At 66.7% G+C, this 22,828-nt stretch carries 22 protein-coding genes and 2 riboswitches; of the genes, 13 read left to right on the top strand and 9 right to left on the bottom strand.

Annotated elements, in window-relative coordinates; translation table 11 throughout:
* Positions 1-13: 13 nt before the first annotated feature.
* From FB478_RS18650 to groL, 4 genes are all read left to right on the top strand, one after another.
* A complete protein-coding gene (locus FB478_RS18650) occupies positions 14-652 on the top strand; it encodes a LytR C-terminal domain-containing protein (RefSeq protein WP_144601293.1) in 639 nt (212 codons plus the stop codon).
* Positions 653-705: 53 nt separating this feature from the next.
* Positions 706-912: a cold-shock protein gene (locus tag FB478_RS18645; protein ID WP_134165653.1), complete on the top strand. Its 207-nt coding sequence runs from the start codon at positions 706-708 to the stop codon at positions 910-912.
* Positions 912-2,225, top strand: coding sequence for an ABC transporter substrate-binding protein (locus tag FB478_RS18640; RefSeq protein WP_144601314.1), 1,314 nt, complete (start codon positions 912-914; stop codon positions 2,223-2,225). Before FB478_RS18645 ends, FB478_RS18640 begins: the two co-directional genes overlap by 1 nt.
* Positions 2,226-2,515: 290 nt before the next feature.
* Positions 2,516-4,150, top strand: coding sequence for a chaperonin GroEL (groL, locus tag FB478_RS18635; protein WP_144601292.1), 1,635 nt, complete (start codon positions 2,516-2,518; stop codon positions 4,148-4,150).
* A gap of 150 nt (positions 4,151-4,300) precedes the next feature.
* Here groL and FB478_RS18630 read toward each other — a convergent pair whose 3' ends face one another.
* Entirely contained in the window at positions 4,301-5,611 is a 1,311-nt protein-coding gene (locus tag FB478_RS18630; protein WP_056389162.1) for an ABC transporter substrate-binding protein, read from the bottom strand.
* A gap of 293 nt (positions 5,612-5,904) precedes the next feature.
* On the opposite strand from FB478_RS18630, the gene FB478_RS18625 reads away from it, so the two are divergent.
* Entirely contained in the window at positions 5,905-7,026 is a 1,122-nt protein-coding gene (locus FB478_RS18625; protein WP_144601291.1) for a ribonuclease HI family protein, read from the top strand.
* Between the two features lie 25 nt (positions 7,027-7,051).
* Here the strand turns inward: FB478_RS18625 and FB478_RS18620 are convergent, their stop codons facing one another.
* The 4 genes from FB478_RS18620 to FB478_RS18605 form a co-directional block, all read right to left on the bottom strand.
* A complete protein-coding gene (locus tag FB478_RS18620) occupies positions 7,052-7,339 on the bottom strand; it encodes a WXG100 family type VII secretion target (RefSeq protein WP_018769538.1) in 288 nt (95 codons plus the stop codon).
* A gap of 106 nt (positions 7,340-7,445) precedes the next feature.
* Positions 7,446-8,957 carry a HAMP domain-containing sensor histidine kinase gene (locus FB478_RS18615; protein ID WP_018769539.1) on the bottom strand — a complete coding sequence of 504 codons (1,512 nt, stop codon included), beginning with the start codon at positions 8,955-8,957 and terminating at the stop codon, positions 7,446-7,448.
* A 2-nt stretch (positions 8,958-8,959) separates the two neighbouring features.
* Entirely contained in the window at positions 8,960-9,670 is a 711-nt protein-coding gene (locus FB478_RS18610; RefSeq protein WP_018769540.1) for a response regulator transcription factor, read from the bottom strand.
* Positions 9,671-9,743: 73 nt separating this feature from the next.
* On the bottom strand, positions 9,744-10,244 hold the full coding sequence (locus FB478_RS18605) for a DUF427 domain-containing protein (RefSeq protein ID WP_026265813.1): 501 nt from the start codon (positions 10,242-10,244) through the stop codon (positions 9,744-9,746).
* A 245-nt stretch (positions 10,245-10,489) separates the two neighbouring features.
* Between FB478_RS18605 and FB478_RS18600 the strand changes: the two genes are divergently transcribed.
* Together FB478_RS18600 and FB478_RS18595 are read left to right on the top strand one after the other, a co-directional pair.
* Positions 10,490-10,747, top strand: coding sequence for a hypothetical protein (locus tag FB478_RS18600; RefSeq protein WP_134165648.1), 258 nt, complete (start codon positions 10,490-10,492; stop codon positions 10,745-10,747).
* A gap of 5 nt (positions 10,748-10,752) precedes the next feature.
* Complete coding sequence (locus FB478_RS18595) at positions 10,753-11,622, top strand: FHA domain-containing protein (RefSeq protein WP_144601290.1); 870 nt, start codon at positions 10,753-10,755, stop codon at positions 11,620-11,622.
* 19 nt (positions 11,623-11,641) lie between these two features.
* Here the strand turns inward: FB478_RS18595 and FB478_RS18590 are convergent, their stop codons facing one another.
* Genes FB478_RS18590 through FB478_RS18580 form a run of 3 tightly spaced genes read right to left on the bottom strand, consistent with a single transcriptional unit; the run spans position 11,642 to position 16,019 of the window.
* Positions 11,642-13,288 (bottom strand): DNA repair helicase XPB, encoded by a 1,647-nt coding sequence (locus FB478_RS18590; RefSeq protein WP_144601289.1) that lies wholly within the window; start codon positions 13,286-13,288, stop codon positions 11,642-11,644.
* Between the two features lie 12 nt (positions 13,289-13,300).
* Positions 13,301-15,775 carry a helicase-associated domain-containing protein gene (locus tag FB478_RS18585; protein ID WP_134165645.1) on the bottom strand — a complete coding sequence of 825 codons (2,475 nt, stop codon included), beginning with the start codon at positions 15,773-15,775 and terminating at the stop codon, positions 13,301-13,303.
* Positions 15,776-15,785: 10 nt separating this feature from the next.
* Positions 15,786-16,019 carry a hypothetical protein gene (locus FB478_RS18580; protein ID WP_144601288.1) on the bottom strand — a complete coding sequence of 78 codons (234 nt, stop codon included), beginning with the start codon at positions 16,017-16,019 and terminating at the stop codon, positions 15,786-15,788.
* A 226-nt stretch (positions 16,020-16,245) separates the two neighbouring features.
* On the opposite strand from FB478_RS18580, the gene FB478_RS18575 reads away from it, so the two are divergent.
* Both FB478_RS18575 and FB478_RS18570 read left to right on the top strand, forming a co-directional pair.
* On the top strand, positions 16,246-16,629 hold the full coding sequence (locus tag FB478_RS18575; protein WP_018762148.1) for a cold-shock protein: 384 nt from the start codon (positions 16,246-16,248) through the stop codon (positions 16,627-16,629).
* Positions 16,630-16,636: 7 nt separating this feature from the next.
* Positions 16,637-17,185, top strand: a complete 549-nt coding sequence (locus FB478_RS18570; protein ID WP_144601287.1) for a DUF3027 domain-containing protein — start codon at positions 16,637-16,639, stop codon at positions 17,183-17,185.
* Positions 17,186-17,264: 79 nt separating this feature from the next.
* Here the strand turns inward: FB478_RS18570 and serC are convergent, their stop codons facing one another.
* On the bottom strand, positions 17,265-18,395 hold the full coding sequence (serC, locus tag FB478_RS18565) for a phosphoserine transaminase (RefSeq protein ID WP_056389141.1): 1,131 nt from the start codon (positions 18,393-18,395) through the stop codon (positions 17,265-17,267).
* A gap of 293 nt (positions 18,396-18,688) precedes the next feature.
* Here serC and FB478_RS18560 point away from each other — a divergent pair, with 293 nt between their 5' ends.
* From FB478_RS18560 to FB478_RS18545, 4 genes are all read left to right on the top strand, one after another.
* Positions 18,689-19,390, top strand: coding sequence for a metal-dependent transcriptional regulator (locus FB478_RS18560; RefSeq protein ID WP_018769550.1), 702 nt, complete (start codon positions 18,689-18,691; stop codon positions 19,388-19,390).
* Positions 19,391-19,497: 107 nt separating this feature from the next.
* A riboswitch (cyclic di-AMP (ydaO/yuaA leader) is annotated at positions 19,498-19,742 on the top strand.
* A 10-nt stretch (positions 19,743-19,752) separates the two neighbouring features.
* Entirely contained in the window at positions 19,753-20,574 is an 822-nt protein-coding gene (locus FB478_RS18555) for a M23 family metallopeptidase (protein WP_134165667.1), read from the top strand.
* Positions 20,575-20,686: 112 nt separating this feature from the next.
* Positions 20,687-20,882, top strand: a riboswitch (cyclic di-AMP (ydaO/yuaA leader).
* A 70-nt stretch (positions 20,883-20,952) separates the two neighbouring features.
* Complete coding sequence (locus FB478_RS18550) at positions 20,953-21,630, top strand: C40 family peptidase (RefSeq protein WP_134165666.1); 678 nt, start codon at positions 20,953-20,955, stop codon at positions 21,628-21,630.
* A gap of 163 nt (positions 21,631-21,793) precedes the next feature.
* On the top strand, positions 21,794-22,561 hold the full coding sequence (locus FB478_RS18545) for an NlpC/P60 family protein (RefSeq protein WP_144601286.1): 768 nt from the start codon (positions 21,794-21,796) through the stop codon (positions 22,559-22,561).
* Positions 22,562-22,828: the final 267 nt, after the last annotated feature.

Here is a 22,828-nt window from a genome sequence, read left to right as displayed (position 1 = left end):
ATGTCCTTCCACCATGACCAGATACGCCCGCGATGAATTCGACAAGGTCCCGGAGGCCGCGTCGCGACAAGGTGTCCACCGGACGGCCTCGGCCCCGTCCCGGGTGCGGCTGTGGCCCATCCTGGTAGTGGGGATGGCGGCCCTTGCCATAGGGCTGGTGTCCTTCCTGATCCTTCCCAAGCTGGGATTCAGCGCCACCGCGAGCCAGGCATCGGCGAGCGTGGAGTCAGCTCCGCTGGCCGGAACCGGAACCACCCCATCGGCCACGCAGGCATCCGCGCCTCCTGCTTCGCCGTCTCCGTCTGCTTCGTCTGAACCAACCCAAAGCAGTGACCCGGAGCCCCAGGCCACACCTTCCGCCACCCGGGAGGCAGCCGTCGACAGGACGCAGGCAGTGGCGGTTTACAACGCGGCAGGCACGGCAGGGCTGGCCAGCCGGGTGGCCGGAACCGTCCAGGCGGACGGATGGCGCCTCGGCCAGGTAGGCAACTGGTCCGGCGCCCCGCAGAAGTCCTCCGTGATCTTCTACTCCGGCCCCCAGCAACTGGCAAACGCACAGGCGCTTGCCGGGCTGCTCAACATCCCCACCGTGGTGAACAGCACCGAATTCCAGGTGCCGCTCGTGGTGGTGCTTGGCGCCGGATACCGCTAGCCGCACCCGCTCCGCCCACGGCTGCATAACCCCAACGGAAAGAGTTGTTCATCATGGCACTGGGAACCGTCAAATGGTTCAACGCTGAAAAGGGCTATGGCTTCATCACCGTTGACGGCTCCGGTGATGACGTTTTTGTCCACTGGTCCGCGATCCAGGGGGAGGGCTACCGCGCACTGGATGAGGGGCAGAGGGTGCAGCTGGAAGTCGGGGAGGGCGAAAAAGGTCCCCAGGCAGAAAACGTCCGGCCCGCCCAGTGATGCCGTTTTACCGTTTCCCGGTCCGCGGCCGAGCGGCGCTGGCCGTTTCCCTGGGGGCAGTCCTCGCGGTCACAGCATGTTCGGGCGCCGGCGGCAACGCCAGGGTGGACCCGGTCGAAGCCTCCGGCGATGGCGTCCTCCGGGTGGGCCTGATCCTGGACAACACCGGCGGCAATGCCTTCCTTAATGCGCCCCAGCTGGCGGCCGCCAAGCTGGCCATCCAGGAAATCAACGCCGCCGGCGGACACAAAGGCCGGCCGGTGGAGCTGCTGCCGGCGCATCCGGACCAGGAAGCCGCAGGCCAGGCCAAGGACCTGGTGGCCGCCAAGGCGGACGTGGTCATTGGACCCACCGATTCCAGCCACGCGGCCGGGGCCGTGGACATCCTGTCCCACGCACGCATACCCCTCATCTCGCCGGCCAACACCGCTGCCGCCCTCTCCGGGATCGCCAGCGGAGGCTACTACTTCCGCACGGCCGCGGCCGACGTCGCGCAAGGTCCTGTGCTGGCCAAACTCGCCAAGGACGCCGGGGCCGCCAGCATCACCGTGGTGTACCAGGAAGGTGCCTACGGCAAGGACCTGTCGGCTGCCGTCACGAAAGCCGCGCAACAGTCCGGCCTGACGGTCCTGCCCGGAGCGGCCTTCAAGCCCGGCGCCGCCGCCGAAGCCGCACGCTCCGCAGCCAAGGCCAGCCCTGACGCCGTGGTCCTGGTTGCCCGGGAAGGGGCGCAGGGCGCGTTGGCCGAGCTGAACAACTCCGGCCTCAGGGGTTCAAAAATTCTCCTCAGCGATGGCGCCTTTGCCCGCTACGGATCAGGGCTCGCCTCCCGGGCCCTGGACGGCGCCCGCGCCGTCGTCCCGGGCCAACTGCCCACCGCCGCCTTCCAGGGAAAGCTCCTGGCCGTTGATCCTTCCCTGAAGGACGTCTCGTATGCTGCTGAAACCTACGACGCCGTGACCCTGGCGGCCCTGGCGGCGGCAAGGGCCCAGGACGATGCCGGACGCTCCATCGCCGCCAACCTGGTTCCGGTTTCGGGTGGCGCCGCATCAGGCAGGACCACATCCCAGGGGATGCCCTCCGCAGGGACGCCTGCCCCGGGGGCAACGGCCCCGCCCGCCCCGTGCCTGACGTACAAGGAGTGCCTGGGCGGCCTTGCTGCCAATCCGGACATCAATTACGACGGCGAGTCAGGACCGGTTGCCTTCGACTCCAACGGGGATATCACCACCGCCGTTTTCTCCGTATTCACCTACGGTCCCGAGAACAACCCCACCCCCACCGGCCGGGAGACGGCCGGACATTCAAGCTGATCGCCCTGGGCGAAGCCGCTGCCCCTACCCGCCCGTCCGGCGTCTTTTCGCTTGCACTCTCACCTGGGGAGTGCTAATTATTGAGTTAGCACTCTGACGTACCGACTGCTAAAGCAAAGCCTGGTTCCGGCCGGCGGCGCGGGGCACCGGACGAGGAGCGAAAGAAACACCTCACTTCAGTGAGATCCCCTCCCGGAGGCATACAGAGGCCGCCGTCAAAGGATCGTCCGTCGCGGGCACTGCAGCGAAGGTTCATTCTTAACGACTGTCCCGAAAGGACTACTGCCGTTATGGCCAAGATCATTGCATTTGATGAAGAGGCACGCCGCGGCCTTGAGCGTGGCCTGAACACCCTCGCCGACGCCGTTAAGGTCACCCTCGGCCCGCGTGGACGCAACGTCGTCCTCGAAAAGAAGTGGGGCGCCCCCACGATCACCAACGATGGTGTTTCCATCGCCAAGGAGATCGAGCTGGACGATCCTTACGAGAAGATCGGCGCTGAGCTGGTCAAGGAAGTTGCCAAGAAGACCGACGATGTTGCCGGCGACGGCACCACCACGGCCACCGTCCTGGCACAGGCCCTGGTCAAGGAAGGCCTGCGCAACGTTGCCGCCGGCGCCGACCCGCTGTCCCTCAAGCGCGGCATCGAGAAGGCCGTCGAGGCTGTCACCCGCGAACTCCTGGCTTCCGCCAAGGAAATCGAAACCAAGGAAGAGATCGCGGCCACCGCCTCCATCTCCGCCGGTGACGACGAAATCGGTGCCCTCATCGCCGAAGCCCTGGACAAGGTGGGCAAGGAAGGCGTTATCACGGTCGAGGAGTCCAACACCTTCGGCCTGGAGCTCGAGCTCACCGAAGGCATGCGCTTCGACAAGGGCTACATCTCCGCCTACTTCGTCACGGACGCCGAGCGCCAGGAAACGGTCCTTGAGGATCCGTACATCCTGATCGTCAACTCCAAGATCTCCAACGTCAAGGAACTGGTTGCTGTCCTGGAAAAGGTCATGCAGTCCAACAAGCCGCTGCTGATCATTGCCGAGGACATCGAGGGCGAGGCCCTGGCCACCCTGATCGTCAACAAGATCCGTGGCACCTTCAAGTCTGTCGCCGTCAAGGCTCCGGGCTTCGGCGACCGCCGCAAGGCCCAGCTGGCCGACATCGCCGTCCTCACCGGCGGCCAGGTCATCTCCGAAGAGGTTGGACTCAAGCTGGAGAACGCCGGCCTGGAACTCCTGGGCCAGGCCCGCAAGGTTGTTGTCACCAAGGAGGAGACCACCATCGTTGAAGGTGCCGGCGACGCCGACCAGATCGCCGGCCGCGTTTCCCAGATCCGCGCCGAGATTGAGAATTCGGACTCCGACTACGACCGCGAGAAGCTGCAGGAGCGGCTGGCCAAGCTGGCCGGCGGCGTTGCAGTCATCAAGGCCGGTGCCGCCACCGAGGTTGAGCTCAAGGAGCGCAAGCACCGCATCGAGGACGCAGTCCGCAACGCCAAGGCTGCAGTTGAAGAAGGCATCGTGGCCGGTGGCGGCGTGGCCCTCATCCAGGCCGGTGCCAAGGCATTCGCCAACCTGCAGCTCTCCGGCGACGAAGCAACCGGCGCCAACATCGTCCGCGTTGCCATCGACGCCCCGCTGAAGCAGATCGCCTTCAACGCCGGCCTCGAGCCGGGCGTCGTGGTGGACAAGGTCCGCGGCCTGCCCGCAGGCCACGGCCTGAACGCAGCCACCGGCGAATACGTCGACCTGCTGGCTGCCGGCGTCAACGACCCCGTCAAGGTAACCCGCTCTGCCCTGCAGAACGCGGCTTCCATCGCTGGCCTGTTCCTCACCACCGAAGCAGTGGTGGCTGACAAGCCGGAGAAGAACGCCGCCCCCGCAGGCGGAGACGACATGGGCGGCATGGGAGGCATGGGCGGCTTCTAAGCCCTCCTGCCGGGACCTCTCCCGCCAACCGCAAAGTGCGGCCCCCTCGTTTGCGAGGGGGCCGCACTTTTGTGCCGGAGGTTTTGTTCCCGGCCACGGATGCGGCCTGTGCCGGCTTGGCCGCCCGGACAAGGAGCTGTGGGAGGGGAGTTACTTCCGGGCCGAATCCAGCATCCCCTGGACTTCCTTCTTGAAGGCTTCCGCCGCGGCCTGCGGGGTCATCCGGTCGTACAGCACTTCATCCGTGTACCTCCTGATGACGTTCTGGACGCTCCCTGCACCCACGGGCGGGACAGGCGGTGCGTCCTTGATGTCCGGGGCTATGTCCTTCAGGAATCCAACCACGGTGGTGTCAGCCGGCTTAAGCTGCGGGGTGATGCCCGAAACGATGTCCGGATTGGTGGGGACGCCCCTGTCGGTCATCAGGATGGCACCCGCCTCCGGACTGTTGGTGAGGTAGTTGATGAACTCCGCGGCCTGCTGGGAATGCTTCGAACGGGAGGATGCAGACCAGAACATGGTGGGCTTGTAGTACATGCCATTGCCGGCCGAGGCGCCGTCGACGCTGGGGGCCCGCAGTATCTTTATGCTGCTGCCGGTGGTGGCTTCAAGGGAACCAAGCTGGTTGGTCCACCACCAGGCCATGGCCACCCGGTTTGTTCCGAACAGGCTTTCCTCCAGTCCTGCCCCTGCATCCTCGGTTGCCACGGTGGCCGCCGGGCTGGCCTTGGAGTCGCGCTGTTCCTTGATCCGTTCCCAGAAGGACGCTGCAGTCGCGGCTTCAAAGTCGAGCTTGCCGTCCCCTGAGTACAGATTCTCGCCGTGCTGGCGCAGCCAGATGATCAGGTCGGCTTCGTTGCTGCCATAAGCGGCCCCGTAACTCTTCCCGTCACCTGCTGCGCTGATCTTCGCCGCCGTGTCCACGAAGTCTTTCCACGTCCAGGTCTTGTCGTCCGGCACGGGCACTCCCGCTGCCTGGAACACTTTCGTGTTGGCCATGATGACATAGGCGTTCCGGCCTGTGCTCAGCCCGTACTGGGCGCCCCCGTACTGGCCCGACGCAAGCGCTTCCTTGTCCAGTTTTGAGGTATCGATGCCGTTTTGCCTGGACAGGTCCATCAGCGCCCCGCGGCCGCCGTATTCGGCGATGTATTTCTGGTCCATCTGGATGACGTCGGGCGCATCGTTGGCGGCGGTCTTCGTTGCCAGCTTGTCCCAGTAGCTGGACCATTCTCCCGGCTCCGCTTTGATCTTGATGTTCGGGTGCGATGCCTCAAAGGCCGCGATGACCTTGTTTGTCTGTGCGTTCAGGTATTCATTGCCCCACCAGGCGAACCGCAAGGTCACCTGGCCGTTGTCGCCTGAACCGCCGGGGGCCCCGCAGCCGGTGGCCAGGATGGAGAGGGCCAGCGCGGCCGCGCCCAGCTGGAAGCGGCGCCGGCTTACGACTGGAATCGTCATTGATGTTCCTTCCGGATGGGCTCCTTGTGCGCCGGGGTCGCCGTGATGCGCGGACCGGCGAAGATCAGAAACCGTTTTCTCGAGTGATGAAGTGATTGTGTCGCGCCCGGCATGCTCACGTCAAGAAGTTTCGGTAAGCGTTTTCCCAACCCCTGTCGCTTCGGCCGTCAAAGTTGCGCTTACGACCATTCGCACAGCCCGCTGCCGGGGCGCCGGAAGGGGTGCGGCAGCTCGCCCAGGCTGGGATGCTGTGGCGTCGGTCCAATGTCGGTGGCTTCTGGCAGGATGGTTTGGTGACGATTACTGCAGCGGCTGATGGTTCGGCCTTGGGAAATCCCGGTCCGGCTGGCTGGGCCTGGTATGTGAATGACGATTGCTGGCGGGCCGGGGGCTGGCCGCACGGGACCAACAACCAGGGTGAGCTGATGGCTGTCCTTGACCTCCTGCGCGCCACCGCCCACCTGCCCGGTGAGGACCTGCGCATCCTTTGCGACAGCCAGTACGTGATCAACTCAATTACCAAATGGATGCCGGGCTGGAAGCGCAAGGGCTGGCGCAAGGCAGACGGAAAACCCGTCCTGAACGTGGAACTGTTGAAGGAACTCGACCGCGAGCTGGCCGGCCGGGTTTACACATTTGAGTGGGTCAAGGGCCACGCCGGCCATGAGCTGAACGAGGCTGCGGACGAACGGGCCAGGGCCGCGGCAACGGCGTACCAGCAGGGCGTGGCAGCAAGGTCCGGGCCCGGGTTCCCCGGCGGACACCACCCTGGCGCGCACCACGCAGCTGCACACCACGAAGCCGCACACCAACCTGCTGCGACCCCATCCGGCTCCGGACATGCGGCCGACGGGCAGCCCTCCGGTATTGGCTTCCCGCCCGCCACCCTGGACATCCCGACCGCTGCTCCTGGGCGCCCGGTACCAGGGGCCGGCGGCGGCGCACCGGCCGCGGGCGCCGGCAGGCCGCGCGCCACCCCTGAACCGCTCCCGGCCTTCGATGAACTTGACCTGTTCAGCGAACTGGACACAGACGCCCTTGACATGGCCGAGGCAACGCAACAGGCCGGCGCCATCCCGCCTGAGGCGCTGGTCGAAGAGCTCGAACGTGAGCTGCTGGGCCCACTGGTGCGGGGGGATATCGGCCGGACGGCTGTCCTGCTGCACCCGGACTTCATGGAGATTGGCAGCTCGGGAAGGGTCTGGACCCGGGACGCCATGATGATGGCCCTCGAAGAGGATCCCGGTGAACGGACCGATATCGAAATCCTGGGCGCTGACCGCATCGGCACCAGCGCGGTCCTGCTGACCTACCGCAGTTTCGCCCGCTCAGGCACCACGCTGCGCAGCTCCCTGTGGGTCCTCGACGGCGGCCGGTGGCGGCTACGGTTCCATCAGGGAACGCCGGAAGCGTAGGCGAACCGTTCAGCTCACACGGGCGTCAGCTGAACCGCTGCGTGTTTCCCTGCTCCGCCTGGGCATACGTGGCCGCTGCAGAGGCCAGGGCCGCGTTGATGGACGCCAGCGACGCCTCCACCCGGCCCTGGGTGATGGTCCATTCGGTGATGAGCGCCTGGAAGTTGGTGGCCGCTGCACCGCGCCATGATCCCTGCAGTTCGTCGAGGCCACGCTTCATTGCGTGCACGTCCGCGCTGATCCGGTCCACGGTGGCCTGGACGTTCGCGGACTTCAGCTGCAGTAATTCGGTGTCGACGGAAATAATGCTCATGGCTGTGCCTTTCGATACGGCGGGCGGAGCGCCCCCGCGCCCGGCGGATCCGGGCTGCTGGGACGAGCCTATGGAGCAGAACCGGGCGGCAGCCATGGCCGGAGGACTATATGTGGATAACCGACCCGTCGCTGCCCTTGGCCCCTGCGGCACTGCGGGCGGTGGTTTCCTGCCCGTCCACGCCGCCAGTGCGGGCGGAATCCTCTCGCCGCGGAAGGCTCACCACCAGCGTGGCGCCGCCGCCGTCGGTCTTTTCCACCCTTACCGAACCGCCGTGCGACCCCACGATGGCCGCCACGATGGCGAGCCCGAGGCCGCTGCCGCCCGTCTCCCTGGTCCGGGACGTGTCAGCCCGGTAAAAGCGTTCAAAGACCTTGGCTGCGTCCTCTTCCGAGATACCCGGCCCATGGTCCCGGACTTCGATGATGGAACGTTCTTCGCCGTCGGTCCCGCGGACCCCGACGGCGACTTCGATGGGGCTGCCCTCCGGGGTATAGCGCAGGGCATTGCCCACGAGGTTGCCCACCACCTGGCGCAGCTTGGCCTCATCCCCAAGGACCGGGGCCGGTGCCGCCGGTCCGCCGTCGAGTCCGGTGAGCGTGATCAGCCGGGACCGGTCGCTGGCCTGGGTATCAACCACGGCGTCGTGCGCAATCAGTTGCAGGTCCACGGGCTTCTGCTGCAGCGGCCGCTGTTCGTCGAGGCGTGCCAGCAGGAGCAGGTCCTCAACCATCGAACCCATGCGCTTGGCTTCGCTTTCGATCCGGCCCATGGCTGTGGCCACGTCTTCGTCCGTCGCCAAGGCGCCGTGGCGGTACAGTTCGGAGAACCCGCGGATGGTGACCAGGGGAGTGCGCAGTTCGTGGGACGCGTCGGCGGCGAAGCGGCGCATCCGTGCCTCTGAGGCGGTCCGTGCAGCGAACGCGGTCTCGATGTGCGCCAGCATGGCGTTCAGCGAGCTGCTCAACCGGCCCAGCTCGGTGGCAGGGTTCTCCACCTCCACACGGCGGGAGAGGTCACCGGCGGCAATCGCTGCCGCAGTCTTCTCCACGCGGGCCAGCGGCCGGAAGGACCTCGACACGGTCCAGCTGGCAATAAGCGAGGCCAGCAGCAGCGTCAACAGGCCCACCCCGGTGACCACCAGGGTGGCGTGCTTGAGGACATCGTCGACGCTCTCCAGGGGGAGGCCGATGACCACCACGGCGGTGGTCTGGCCGTTCTGGACGGTCACTGCCACCACCCGCCAGTTTTCCCCGTCCGTTCCACGGACCTGGAAGGGAACCAGCCCGCGTGCCTGCGCCTGCTCCACGGTGATGGCGCTGATGTCCGGGTGGTCGTCCGGATCGCCGCCGAAGGTGTACGGCTGCTCACCCGGGGCGAAGAGCATCAGCGAATAGTCGGTGGGAATGGAGCTGGGCGCCTGCAGCTGCGTGAACGAGCGCTGTTTCCGGGCAGAGTCGACGGCGGCATTCAGCTTGTCGTCCACCTGCCCCTGTAGATAGCTGTGCAGCAGCGTCAGTGTGACCGCTCCGGTCACCGTCAGGGCCACAATCAGCAGGGCCATGATCATGGCCACCAGCTGCGACCTGAGCGAGGCCGACTTCCACCGCTTCAGCAAGGTCAGCGCTTTTCAGCCGTCCGGAGCACGTAGCCCACGCCGCGCTTGGTCTGGATCAGGGCCGGCGCCTCCGGGTCGATGTCCACTTTCCGCCGAAGGTAGGAAATGTAGGACTCCACGATGGACGCGTCGCCGTTGAAGTTGTACTCCCACACATGGTCCAGGATCTGCGATTTGGACAGCACCCGGTTGGGATTGAGCATGAGGTAGCGCAGCAGCTTGAATTCCGTGGGGGAGAGCTCGATGACAGTGCCCCCGCGCCGCACCTCGTGGGCGTCGTCGTCGAGTTCGAGGTCGTCAACGCGGATCACCGCATCGTCGTCCAGCAGGGGCTGCGTCCGGCGCAGGACGGCGCGGATCCGGGCCACCACTTCGTCGAGGCTGAAGGGCTTGGTGACATAGTCGTCACCGCCCACGGTGAGGCCGGTGACCTTGTCCTCGGTGTCGTCCTTCGCGGTCAGGAAGAGGACCGGGAAGTGCTTCCCGGCGGCACGGAGCCGGCGGGTCACGGTGAAGCCGTCCATGTCAGGCAGCATGACGTCCAGCACGGCCAGGTCAGGGGCGTGCGTGTCGGCCGCGGCGAGGGCATCGCGCCCGTTGGCAGCGGAGACCACTTCAAAGCCGGCGAACCGCAATGACGTGGAGAGGAGCTCGCGGATGTTGGGTTCATCGTCGACGACGAGCAGCCTGGCTTCTGGACCGTTCTTGTTCATGTTCCCATCATGCTCCCAGTCTCTGGGAGTTGTCTGGATATTCGTTGTGAGCATGATGAAGGCCCGCTTGGGCTTACCAGTCCATTGTTCCCGGCTCGCCTTTGAAGGGACCCACCACGCGGCTGGTGATCCAGCCACCATAGAAGCGGCCCGGCTGCGCCTGCACCCGTTCCCCGTCAACTTCGCAGAAATCCATCCTCCCGGCGTAGACGGCCACCCGCCCGGCGAGCGCCTCAAACCCGGACGCCGGCTCGGGGTAGGACCAGGCAGCGCCGTCCGCCTCCTTACCCCCGCCGCGCACCGTCAGGTAATTGGCCGCGCCCTTGAACTCGCAGAAGCTGCTGCCGGCAGCAGGCTCCAGCGCGCCGGAGACGAATGCTGACTGCCGGACGTAGTACACCGGTGGATGGCTGGTCTCAAGAACGCGCAGCGAGTCGGTGGTGTCAAGGATCACCTCGCCTCCAAGTACGATGCGTATGCGTTCCGTGCTGGGTTCGATCCGCGGCGGCCGGGGATAGTCCCAGACCGACTCCTGCCCGGGCCCGGGCACGACGGGAATGATTCGTGGACTCATGCTTCCAGTGTGCGTCGCAGACCGCTGTTACGCACCAGGGAACCCAATTCACGGCAAGAACGTTCCGCGCCCGGCATCTTCCCCCGCCCTGCGGCCGGGAATACAGTGATGCTTGCCGGGCGGTCAAGCCCGGCACCAGCGTTCCAACGGATCACCGGCTGCCGCCTCGTCCCGTCCCTGGTGGTCCCGCGCCAACAACGGTAGTAACCCGATAGTTCCTGGCCCATCGAAGGGGATAGACCATCATGACTGACCTGAGTGCTTCTGAAAACGCAGCTGTAAACGAACGCAGCATCCGGGATTGGGCAGACCTTGCCGAGGAGATGTGGTCCTATCTCACCGGCAAGGGTGCTGCGATCAACTACCAGTTCGTCGATATGACCATTGAAGTTCCACGCGACATCGGCCCGGACGCGCCGCGCGCCACATGGAAGCTCAACGGCAGCCTGCGCGTCACCACCAGCGACAGGGATGCCGCCGGGTCGGACGCGAACCGCGGCTGACGGACATGCCCCAGTACCGTCTGGACGTTGATCTGGACTTCTCCTACACGGACGAGTCCGGTGCCGTCACCTCGGGCAGCGCCAGGGCCGCCGGCACCGAGGTAACAGTGTCCCTGGAAGGCCTGGCGCCGTTGACCGGCGGCGGGCTGCCCTCCCTGGAGGAGATCAAACCGCTGGCGGAGCTGCTGGCCCGCAAGGGGGTGAGCATCACCGTGGCCGGCCCCGGCGGAAACATCCTCAGCCTGGGCAACGTGGCCAGCCCTGCCTCCCAGCGGCTGGTCACGCGTTCCCCCCACATCAAGCTCGGCAAACTCGGCTCCCTGCTGCCGTTGGTCCGCCAGGGCAGGCGGAGGCCCAAAGGAATGCGGCTGCTGCCGCCGTCGACGCCCTTGCCGCTGGTGCCCACTGTCCAGCGGAAGATCACCCGCCGCATCACCACCACCCACTACGCCAGGGGCGGTGGCCGGCCGCGGCTGATCTTTGTCCAGGACGCCGCCACCTGGACCGGGCAGATTCCGCGGGAGGTGGCCCTCACGGCAGACGTTACAACGATAGGGAGCGGCGCAGGCGCGGACGTCCGGCTCGAGGGCCTGGCGGAGCTGCACGCCGAAATCAGGCACGACGGGCAGGATGAATACGTCCTGGTACCGAACGGTCCCGTCAGCGGCAGCGTCTCCCGGACGGGACCATCCGTCCTGCGGACCGGGGCAAGGATCCAGATGGGGCAATGGTGCCTGGCCTTCTTCCGGGAGGAATTTGCGGACCACGGCCGTCCCTACGGCGGCCGCAGCGGCGGGGAACTGGCCTACGAACGCGCGCAGTTCGATCCCAGAACGGGCACCATGGAGCGCGACAGTTCCGAGGGCGTGACGTGAACGGCGTGCACGCTGCGGGTCAGTCCGCGGCGTGCACGTCCTTGGCGTCCATGATCCGGTAGGCATACCCCTGCTCGGCCAGGAACCGTTGGCGCCTGGCAGCGAACTCCTGGTCCAGGGTGTCCCGTGCCACGAGTGAGTAGAAGCGGGCCGCCCTGCCGTCCTTCTTGGGCCGCAGCAGCCGGCCCAGCCTTTGCGCCTCCTCCTGCCGCGAGCCGAAGGAGCCTGAGACCTGGATGGCCACCGAGGCCTCCGGCAGGTCGATGGAGAAGTTGGCCACCTTGGACACCACAAGGGTCTGCAGCTCCCCGGCGCGGAACGCGTCAAAGAGCTTCTGCCGTACCTTGACGGAGGTATCGCCCTTGATCACCGGTGCCTGCAGCCGCTCGCCCAGATCGTCCAGCTGGTCAATGTACTGGCCTATCACCAGCAGCTGCTCGCCGGCGTGCAGCGCCACCAGCTGCTCCACCACCTGTGTCTTGGATTCGGAGGTGGCGCACAGCCGGTATTTGTCCGCGTCGTCGGCCATGGCGTAGGCCACGCGTTCGTCCTTTGGCAGGTCGACGCGGACCTCCACGCAGTCGGCCGGCGCGATGTAGCCCTGGGACTCGATGTCCTTCCAGGGTGCGTCATACCGCTTGGGTCCGATCAGGCTGAACACCTCGCCCTCGCGCCCGTCCTCCCGGACCAGGGTGGCGGTCAGCCCAAGGCGGCGGCGGGCCTGCAGGTCGGCCGTCATCCTGAAGATCGGTGCGGGCAGGAGATGGACCTCGTCGTAGATGATGAGTCCCCAGTCGTGGCCGTCCACCAGTTCCAGGTGGGGGTAGATGCCGCCGCGCTTGGTGGTGAGCACCTGGTAGGTGGCGATGGTCACCGGCCGCACCTCTTTCAGGGCGCCGGAGTATTCGCCCACTTCCTCCTCTGTAAGGGAGGTGCGCCTGAGCAGTTCGTCTTTCCACTGCCGGGCGGCCACGGTGTTGGTGACCAGGATCAGTGTGGTGGTGGAACCGGTGGCCATGGCCGCGGCCCCCACCAGGGTTTTGCCGGCGCCGCAGGGCAGCACCACCACCCCGCTGCCGCCCGCCCAGAAGTTTTCGCTGGCCAGGCGCTGGTAGGGCCGCAGTTTCCACCCGTCCTCGTTGAGGGAGATCAGGTGCGGCGTGCCGTCCACGTAACCGGCCAGGTCCTCCGCCGGCCAGCCGAGTTTCAGCAGCAGCTGCTTGAGCTGCCCACGCTGGGAGGCATGCACCACCACCGTCTCGCCATCGATCCTTGGACCCAGCAGCGGTGCGATCTTTTTGGCCCGGATCACTTCCTCCAGCACGGGGTAGTCATCGGTCCGCATGACCAGTCCGTGGCGCGGGTCCTTTTCGAGGCGGAGGCGTCCATACCGGGACATGGTCTCCTCGACGTCGATCAGCAGCGAATGCGGAACCGGGAAACGCGAGTACTTCAGCAGCGCATCCAGCACCTTCTCCGCATCCAGCCCGGCGGCCCCGGCGTTCCACAGCCCCAACGGGGTCAGCCGGTAGCTGTGCATGTGCTCGGGCGCCCGCTCCAGTTCGGCGAACGGCGCAATGGCGTGCCGGGCCTCGGTGGCCAGCTCATGGTCCACCTCGAGGAGGATGGTTTTATCGCTTTGGACGATCAGGGGTCCGTCGGTCACGCGGGGAATCCTTTACTGGCGCAGTTCCTCTGCGGCCTCAATGTCGATGATGCGATGGACGGACAGGACCCGCTCGGTGTCCTTGGCAGGATCGAACACGCGGACCCGGCCCCCGCTCACAGAAAGCGGAACAACAATTTCCAGGCTTGCATTCCCCAGATTGTCCACCACGTTCATGTGGATCCGCTGCTTCAGCCGGATGGCCCGTTGCAGTGCCTCAAGCCCCAGCTGGGTTGCTGCCTCGCCGCCGGCGGCGGTACCGGGGTGGTGTCCGACGGCGGGGCCCGGCCGCCGCAGGACGTCCAGCTGGGCGTCAACCTCCTCCGCCGCGGGCGCCATCCGCGGGGCGGTATAGACGGGACGCAGGCTTTCCTGCGGTACGGAAGACCGGCGGACGTGGGCGGCGGGTTCGACGCCGTCCACAGAAGGGGACAGGCCCAGGCTCCGAAGTGCGGCGGCGAGTTCGCGGGGCGGTGCCGACGACGTGAGGACCGTGGGGGAAAGGCGGGCCAGGCCGAGCTGCGCCGCTTTGGGCCCCGCCAGCAACTCGCGGAGTGCGGCTTCATCATCGCTCTGGACAAAGCTTGCGGCCTGGCCCACCCGGAGCTGGCCGTGCCGGGAGGCCGTGTCCTCCACCAGGTACTCCAGCGGCTGGGGGACAGCGGTGGCGGAGTGTTCCCGGAGAAACGCCAGCAGGCCTGCGGCGTCGTAGCCCTCATCGAGTGCCCGTTTGATGGACGTCGCCGAGAAGCGGTAGATGGTGGCCGGGCCCTGCCCCTCGGCGTCCGCCATGACCAGGAGCTTTTCGGTCAGGGCGGGAGCGAGGTAGCCGGGCGCAACGGCGGTCAGGTCTGCCTGCAACAGCACATGGTTCAGGGCTGCCGGCAGGTGCTCGCCAAGGATGGCAAGGGCAGCATCGGGCTGGTCTTCGGCGAACGCGCTTCCGAGTTGGCTCAGCGCACCTGAGCCCACCAGGCCCAGCATCTCCGCCTCGGCGAGGACTCCCCGGATGAGGGAACTGAACCGCCGGGCCATCCGCGGCTGGGACCATTCCGCACGCTGCAGGACCGCGGCGGCATCCAGCACGGGCACGGTGCCGTCCGGTCCTGCAGCTTCGAGCGTGAGTTCGTGCAGGATCTCCAGGATGCGCTTGCGGACCACCGGGGCGTCAGGCCGCTGCGCACCGGCGGACAACGCCGGGATGGTGGCTCCTGACGGTCCCCGGGATGGTGCTGCCGCTGCCGTGTTCATGGGCTGGCCCACCATAGATGGCACGCGCTCGCTGGCCAGCCAGGCGTTGACCAGCCACAGCCATTGTTCCTGCCTCGGCAGCACCAGCCATTCCAGCTGCGGCGGCTGCACCCATGAGGACGAGTCGACGTCGAGGCGGATCAGGCCCGCCAGGCCGCACAGCTCCAGCAGCCGGCCCGTCACGCCCTGGTCGACGCGCAGCTGGTCGGACAGGCGGCGCATCTCGCGTATCCCCACGCCTCCGCTGCGCAGCGTGGCCAGCGGGTTCTCCCTGACGGCATGCAGCAGTTCGGAGACCAGCCGCAGGGTTTCCGAGATGGCGCTGAGCGCTGCATTCCTGCGCAGCGCCGCGGTGGTCCGGCCAAGCTCCGGGACCGGCGGGGACAGGGTGAAGTCGTCGATGATCGCCCCGCCGCGCAGGGCCAGCCCCACGCTGTGCGGCAACTCCACATGGGCGGCATCCAGCGGAACCAGCAGCCCGCGCGCAAGGAGCCAGTCCACGGGCCCGACGTCGGCACCCTCCGTGGTGACCGACGCTTTCCGTTGCGCCTGGGGGACGGCACCCATGGCCCAGTTGCGGAACCTGGCGAGCAACGCCGTCGTCCGTTCCGGGGCGTTGGCGAGGATGTCCCGCAGTGCCTCGGGGGAGGAGGTCCAATGCTGGAGCGCCAGCGCCGCCTCCATGGGCGTGCTGGCATCGTGGATCGCGAATCCGCCGCGGTGCAGTTCGGAGACCAGCTGGACCACCCGCTGGGCGAAGGCCGGCTGCAGGCGGACCAGCTCCGTGTAGCTGCGGCCCAGCCCGGCGGGATAGATTCCCACCACATCCTTGAGGGAGCCGACGGGGAGGTAGTAGTGGTGCCCGGCAGCCTGGGCGTGGGCGCCATGCGGGGGGACCGCAGGATGCGCCAAAGCGAGTTCCTGCAGGGTGTCCATGATCTGTTCGATGACGGCCAGGGATGAACCCCGGATCAACTGGTGCAGGCCCTCCGCCGAGGCGCTGTGCCCGGTGTCCGTGTTGGTGCACAGATGGAGGGTCTCAAGCACCTGCATCTGCGGCCGGGTGAGGCGCTCCAGCGCACGCTGGACGCTGACCCGTGAACTGGCACGCGCCGCCAGCGCGGCGAAGTCCGGAACAGAGGGGGAAATGAGGTCCGGCCGCGCGGCGAACAACGCGCGCAACGAGTCGTCGCTGCGCGCCTCCAGGTCCTTGCCGAGCGCTCGAATGAGGGACATCAGTCCAACGTTACCGCGGCTCCCGCTTCCCCGCCCGCCGCCTGGCGGCAACGCCGTCCAGGACCACCAGGAGCATCAGGATGAAGGCCGCCGGCAGGCCGTAAAGGGCCGAGTAGGTGACCCAGGCGGGGGCGACCGTGTTGGCGAAGGCAAGCGCCATCACAGTTCCCACAGCAATGAGGGACAGCACGGCTATAACAGCGGCGAGGACCATCAGCGGCCGCCGGTAACGCAAGGGAGTCATGGACGTAACGCTACAGCGGCAGCAGCGCCGCAAGTGAAAGCACCGGGAGCTTGCGCCCGGGGCGGAACGGTGCGGCCGGAAGCGTGATTAGGGCACGCGGCAGGATAACCTTGAAGGATACAGACCAACACGGTTTGCGCTGGCCATACCTTGAACCCGCACAACAATGCGGACGCGGTGGCAGCCGGCCGTGTCTCATGACAGCAGAACGAAGAAGGTTGATTACGTGCCTACCGGCAAGGTCAAGTGGTATGACAAGGACAAGGGCTTTGGGTTCCTCGCGGGCGAAGACGGCCAGGAGGTCTTCCTGCCCAAGTCGTCGCTGCCCGAGGGCGTGACGGAACTGAAAGCGGGCACCCGGGTGGAGTTCGGGGTTGCGGACGGCCGCAAGGGCGCCCAGGCCCTGGGCTTGCGGGTGCTGGACAAGACCCCGTCCATCGCCAAGGCCAAGCGCCCCAGCGCGAAGGACCTCGCCCCGCTGGTTCAGGACTTGGTGACCGTCCTGGACAACCTGTCCGGAACCTTGTCCAAGGGCAAGTACCCGGACGGCAACAAGGGCAAGGCCATTGCTGCCGCCCTGCGTAAGGTTGCCGACGAGCTGGACGTTTAGGCTGCCCATGGACCCCCAACCTGATCAGCCGGGCACGCCAGTGCAGGAGCAGGCTGCCAAGACCCAGCCCAAGCGCAAGGCAGGCGTGCCCGTGTGGCGCACGGGCAAGCCCGATGCTTTCCTGGCCGCGGCGGTGGACACCGCCCGGGCTGCAGTGGAGGGCATCACCCCGGCCGGCACCATCGGGCCGCACCTGGCAGCCAAGAGCGAGGGCGACCGGCTGGTCACGCACCTGTTCGAATCCCGGCTGCCCGGCTATGTGGGCTGGCAGTGGTATGCGGTACTGACCCGTAACTCGCGCTCCAAGGTGGTCACGGTCAACGAGTTGGGCCTGCTGCCGTCCGGGGACTCCGTCCTGGCCCCGGAGTGGGTGCCGTGGGCCGAACGCGTCCGTCCCGAGGACGAACAGCAGCAGGAGCCGGAGCAGCAGGAACCGGAACAGCAGGAGCCCGGGCAGGGGACCCCGGATGGGCTTCGGGCAGCGGAGCGGGAACCCGGGGATGAAGGGCCGGCCGACGACGGCGCGGAGCCTGACGCCGAAACAAGGACTTCCTGACCACAAACAAACGGCGCCGTCCGGGGGAAACCCGGGCGGCGCCGTCGTGCTTTAACTGTGGTTACTTGCGCAGCTCGGGTTACTTGCGCAGCTCGCCCACCACGTAGTCGATGCTGGCCAGCAGGGCGGAGACGTCGCTGGGCTCGATGGCCACGAAGGTGGCGATGCGCAGCTGGTTGCGGCCCAGCTTCCGGTAAGGCTCGGTGTCCACGATGCCGTTGGCGCGCAGGACCTTGGCCACGGTGGCGGCATCAATCGATTCGTCGAAGTCGATCGTGGCGATCACGTTGGAGCGTTCCTCGGGCTTGGCCACGAACGGGGTGGCGAAGCCGGATGCTTCCGCCCAGCTGTAGATGCGGCCGGCTGAATCGGCCGTCCGTGCAGCCGCGAAGTCCAGGCCGCCGTTGGAGTTCAGCCACTGGACCTGGGCATTCAGCGTCACCAGCGTGGACAGCGACGGGGTGTTGTAGGTCTGGTTCAGGCGGGAGTTATCGATGGCGGTCTGCAGGTCCAGGAAATCCGGGATCCAGCGGCCGCTGGCCTTGATGCGCGCGGCGCGTTCCAGCGCTGCGGGGGAGAACAGGCCAAGCCAGAGGCCGCCGTCGGAGGCGAAGTTCTTCTGCGGGGCGAAGTAGTAGACATCGCTCTCGGCAACGTCCACGTCCAGTCCGCCGGCCGCCGACGTGGCGTCCACGAGGACCAGTGATCCCTCGTCGGCTCCGGCTACCCGCTTGACGGGGGCGGCGACGCCGGTGGAGGTCTCGTTCTGCGGCCAGGCGTAGACGTCCACGCCGGCCTCGGCCTTGGCTGCGGGCCGGGTGCCGGGCTCGGACTTGATGATGGAGGAGGCTTCCAGGAAGGGCGCCTTGTTGGTGGCGGCGGCGAACTTGGACCCGAACTCACCGAAGGACAGGTGCTGGGCCTTCTTCTCCACGAGGCCGAAGCTCGCGATGTCCCAGAAAGCCGTGGAGCCGCCGACGCCGAGGACCACCTCGTAGCCCTCCGGGGCGCGGAAGAACTGGCTCAGCCCTTCACGGACCGCTCCGACCAGGTTCTTGACCGGGGCCTGCCGGTGCGATGTGCCAAGGATCGTCTTGGAAGCTGCTGCCAGCGCGTCGATCTGCTCCTGCCGGACCTTTGACGGGCCGGCTCCGAACCGCCCGTCCTGGGGCAGGAGGTCGGCGGGGATCGTGATGCTGGTGTCGCTCACAGGTGCTCCAATTCGGCGGGGACAAAAGTTTGGTCCGGAAGGGCGGGCGGTCGGTGGCCGGCAGCGCCGGTGGCTGCGCTGCGGGCCATTCCCATTCTGCCTGAACCGCCGCCGGGGGCGGGAGCCAGGCCCGTCATAGTCCGGACAGTGAGACGTGCCGTCCCCGTGGAGCCCCGCGGGGCGCGGCTATTCGGACAAAGTCAAAATAGGCTAAGCTTTCCCCCGGACTACTTTGCGCGAAGAGGCGATACGGTGGGACAACGCAAGGTACTGCGCTCGAGGAGCTGAGCTGGATGACGGATCTGATCGACACTACGGAGATGTACCTCAGGACCATTCTGGAGCTTGAGGAAGAAAACATCGTTGCCCTTCGGGCCCGTATCGCCGAGCGTCTGCGCCACTCCGGTCCCACCGTTTCCCAGACCATCGGCCGCATGGAGCGGGACGGGCTGGTGGTCGTGTCCGGCGACCGGCACCTGGAACTCACGGACACGGGCCGCAAGCGCGCCACGGAGGTCATGCGCAAGCACCGGCTGGCCGAACGCCTGCTGGCAGACGTCATTGGCCTGGACTGGGCCTACGTCCACGACGAAGCCTGCCGCTGGGAACATGTCATGAGCGAGCGCGTTGAGCGCCGCATCTACGAGATGCTGGACCACCCCACCGAGTCGCCGTACGGCAACCCCATCCCTGGCCTTGCGGCGCTGGGCGGCCAGGCGGGGCCCGGCTTTGCCGACGGCGCCATCAGCCTGGTGGAAGCGATGAAGAATTACGGGCCCGCCTCCGGAGTGACCATCAGCCGCCTGGCGGAGCCGATCCAGGTGGAACCGGAACTGCTGGCGCAGCTGGACGAGGGCGGTATCCGGCCGGGTGCCGCCGTGGCGCTGGAACGCGTGGGCGAATACATCTCCGTGCGGGTCCCCGGAATCGAAGGCGCATTGGAGCTGCCGCCCGAGGTTGCCGCCCACGTCTTCGTGGCCATCAGCCAGCCCTGATCGGGTCGCCCATACCCCACAGAGGGGCAACCACGCAAAGGTAACGGAATTGTTACCTAGGGTCTTAAGCCCCTATAGTGGAACCAAGCGTTGATACATAAGCGTTACCTGATCCGGAGCCGAGCTCTGCCAGCGGGCCAGGTGCACGAGTCGTTACTGGCAGAGGCGGGGGAACCACAAGCGGCAGCGGGGGACTGCCTTGGGGTGAAGTCCGTCAGCAGCAAGCCTCTCCAGTGAAGGATTCTTCCGGGAATACCCCCTGTGCAGAAGCTTGCCTAAGGCGGACCGGGTCTTTGATCTCTCTGACCCGAATCCGACAGCTAACTCCGCAGGCTTCTTCCAGAGAGGAACCCTTCTTGACCATGCAGACCTCCCGGGGCCGCCGCCGCGCGGCCGGCCCCCCTTCGGCACCCCGGGTTGCCGAAGTTGTCGCAGCGGAGCGCCCCCGCGACCTGCATCGTGACGCGCGCCGCCGCCGGGGTCCCTTCCGGCAGATGACGGAGTTTGCCGCCGCCAGCGGTATTGGCCAAAAAGCCGGCATTGCCCTTGCCGCCACAGGCCTGGTGCTGACGGTCACGGTGCCCGCCACGAGTCCCGTCATGGCCACGGATGCCGCCGGCAGTGCCCCCATGGCCGCGTCCGCCGTCAGCCCCCAGCCCCAGATCTCGGCCGATGTCGGAGCACAGATCGACTTCAGCCGGTCGGCCGTGGTGACCCAGGCCGACCCGGACGGGAAGCTGAAGCAACTCCTGAGCGCCCAGTCCGCCGGCTCCGTCACGCGTGCCGCTTCGGCCGGCACCCTGGCTGCACCCCTCGCCTCCCTCACCACCGCTTCCCCCTTCGGCTACCGGGTCAGTCCGATCACCGGAGGCTCCGGAGACTTCCACCGGGGCCAGGACTTCGTGGCGCAGTGCGGGACCTCGGTCCTGGCCGCCGCGACAGGTACCGTGACCTTTGCCGGCTGGCACCAGTTCGGTGGCGGAAACCGCGTGGTCATTGACCACGGCAACGGGCTGGAGACCACCTACAACCATCTCTCGTCCTTCAACGTCAAGGTGGGCCAGACCGTCTCCCGCGGGGACGTGGTGGCACTGAGCGGTACCACGGGCGCATCCACCGGCTGCCACCTCCACTTCGAGGTGCAGGTCAACGGCGAAGTTGTCGATCCCATGGGCTGGCTGTAACCAAATGGTTGCCCGCTCTCACATGTCCGCGACGCGCCGTGACCTGAATGTGACATTGAAGCAAAACTGCTGTACCGTCTAACTCGCGTCAACTTTTCCGAAGTTGACGCTCTTGAGTGGATTGCCTAACTCTGCCACCGCTCAAGGTCCGTTCGCATTTCATCGTCTGGCAGGGGCGGGGGAACCAATTTTGGCCTTCATGTTCAGAAGGCCTTGGGGTTAAGTCACAAGCTTCCCAGGAAGCAGCGTGGCCGGGTGACTCCCATCCGAATCCGACAGCTCACCTCGCAGGCATTGGGAGAGGCTACCTTCGTGTCTTCACGCCATCATTCTGCGCGCCACCGTGCGCAAACGGTTCGCACCAACCCCCTGGACGCCATGTCCAAGGCCGTCAGTGCAAATGCCGGGACCGTAGGCCGCCAGGCTGCCGTTGTGGCAGCGGCTTCCGGCCTCATCCTGAGCATGGGCCTGCCCGCCACGGCAGCTGACACCACGGCCGGTGTCTCTGCCTCCACCGAGTCCGGCTCGTCCCAGGCAGCCCTCGCTGTCACGGCCGCACCCACGGCCACGGTGTCCTTCGAGCGTCCGGTCGTCAAGACCACCGCTGCTCCGAAGGTGGAAGCGGTGCGTACCCAGTCCACGGCATCGGCGAACCGCGCCACCACTGCAGGCCAGGAGGCGTCTCCGGCCGCCAAGACGGCGGAGACCGTATCCGCTGCGGCAACCTCGGGCATCGCTGCCATCGCCTACACCGGCATCGGCCACTCCTACGTGTGGGGCGGCACCAGCCCGGTCACCGGCTGGGACTGCTCCGGGTTCGTGCAGTGGGTTTACGCCCAGGCCGGAATCAGCATCCCCCGCACCAATGCGTGGAGCATCATGACTCCCACCTCCACCCCGCAGCCGGGTGACCTGGTTGTCCAGAACGGTGGCGCGCACGTCGGCATCTACGTCGGCAACGGCATGATGATCAGCGCACTCAACCCCTCCCAGGGCACGCTGCTCCACTCGCCTGCAGCCACTGGCACCTCCTCGTACTACCACTACGGCAACTAGTTCTTGGGCTTAACGCTCCAAGGGCTATTTCTTTGCCCAAGGCTTTTTCGCTAGAAACCACATCCCCGTTCGGGACGCGCCGACGTACCCCCAAGATGCCGGCGCGTCCAACAACCTTCGCCTGCCTACAAGCGGTTTGAGGGAAAAACGAAAGAGAGAACTGATGACGACTCGTGCCACCGCACGGCATCGCGCCGAGGTCACCAAAACCAACTCGATCGCTGTTATTGCAAAGGCCGTCAGCGACAACGCAGGCGGCATGGGCCGCCAGGCTGCGGTTATCGCTGCCGCTTCCGGCCTGGTCCTGACCAGCGGCATCGCGGCCAACGCTGCCGACGCCAACGTCAAGCGTGATTCCGCTCCGGCGTCCGCACTGGAAGTTGAATCCGCAATCGACGCCCCGATTTCCGCGGCTTCCACCATCGCCATCAGCTACGAGAAGCCCGCTGTCACCACAACGCCGGCTCCCGTCGCCGAGCCTGAGCCCCAGGTCGAGGTGCAGGAAGCTGCTCCTGCCGCCGAGCCCGTTGCGGCTCCCAAGGTCACCGCCAAGGTTGCCGCCGCTGCTGCTCCGGCCGCTCCCGGTGCCCAGGCTTCCGCCAGCGGCAAGGGCGCTGCAATCCTCTCGGCCGCCTACGCCCAGCTCGGCGTTATGCAGGACTGCACCATGCTGGTCACCAACTCGCTGGCCGCCGTCGGCATCCACTTCCATGACTGGCCCGCCGGCTACCTGTCCCTGGGCCGCACCGTGAGTGCAGCCGAAGCGCAGCCGGGCGACCTGATCTACTACGCTGACGGCGGCGCGGGCATGGCCCACATTGCTGTCTACGCCGGAAACGGCATGGCAGTCCACGGCGGCTACAACGGAAACCAGACTGTGGTCTTCAGCGCAAACGTGGGTTCCGGCCCCGTGTTCATCCGCGTCAACTAAGCATCCCAAGGCAGGCCTGAACGGCCGCAGGCCTGGCAATGCCCCCAAGGACCCCCGCCATCCCGGCGGGGGTCCTTCGCGCTTAATCGGCCCGCGCCGCCCGCGGCTGACCCTCCCGCGGTGTCCAGCCGTTGTCCTGCTCCAGAGTGGCGATTACCCGATTCTGCACTTCTTTGTTTACTCTTGTGATGTCGATCCATAGCCCGGACATGCCGAGGGCAGCCGGCCCTCGTGCCCCTGACGGGTGCGGCCGTGAAGAGGTAAGTG

The sequence above is a fragment of the Arthrobacter sp. AG367 genome, from assembly GCF_007828995.1.
Classification (GTDB): Bacteria; Actinomycetota; Actinomycetes; order Actinomycetales; family Micrococcaceae; genus Arthrobacter.
The sequence above is the reverse complement of the archived record's forward strand: the minus strand, read 5'-3'. Positions and strand labels throughout refer to the sequence as shown.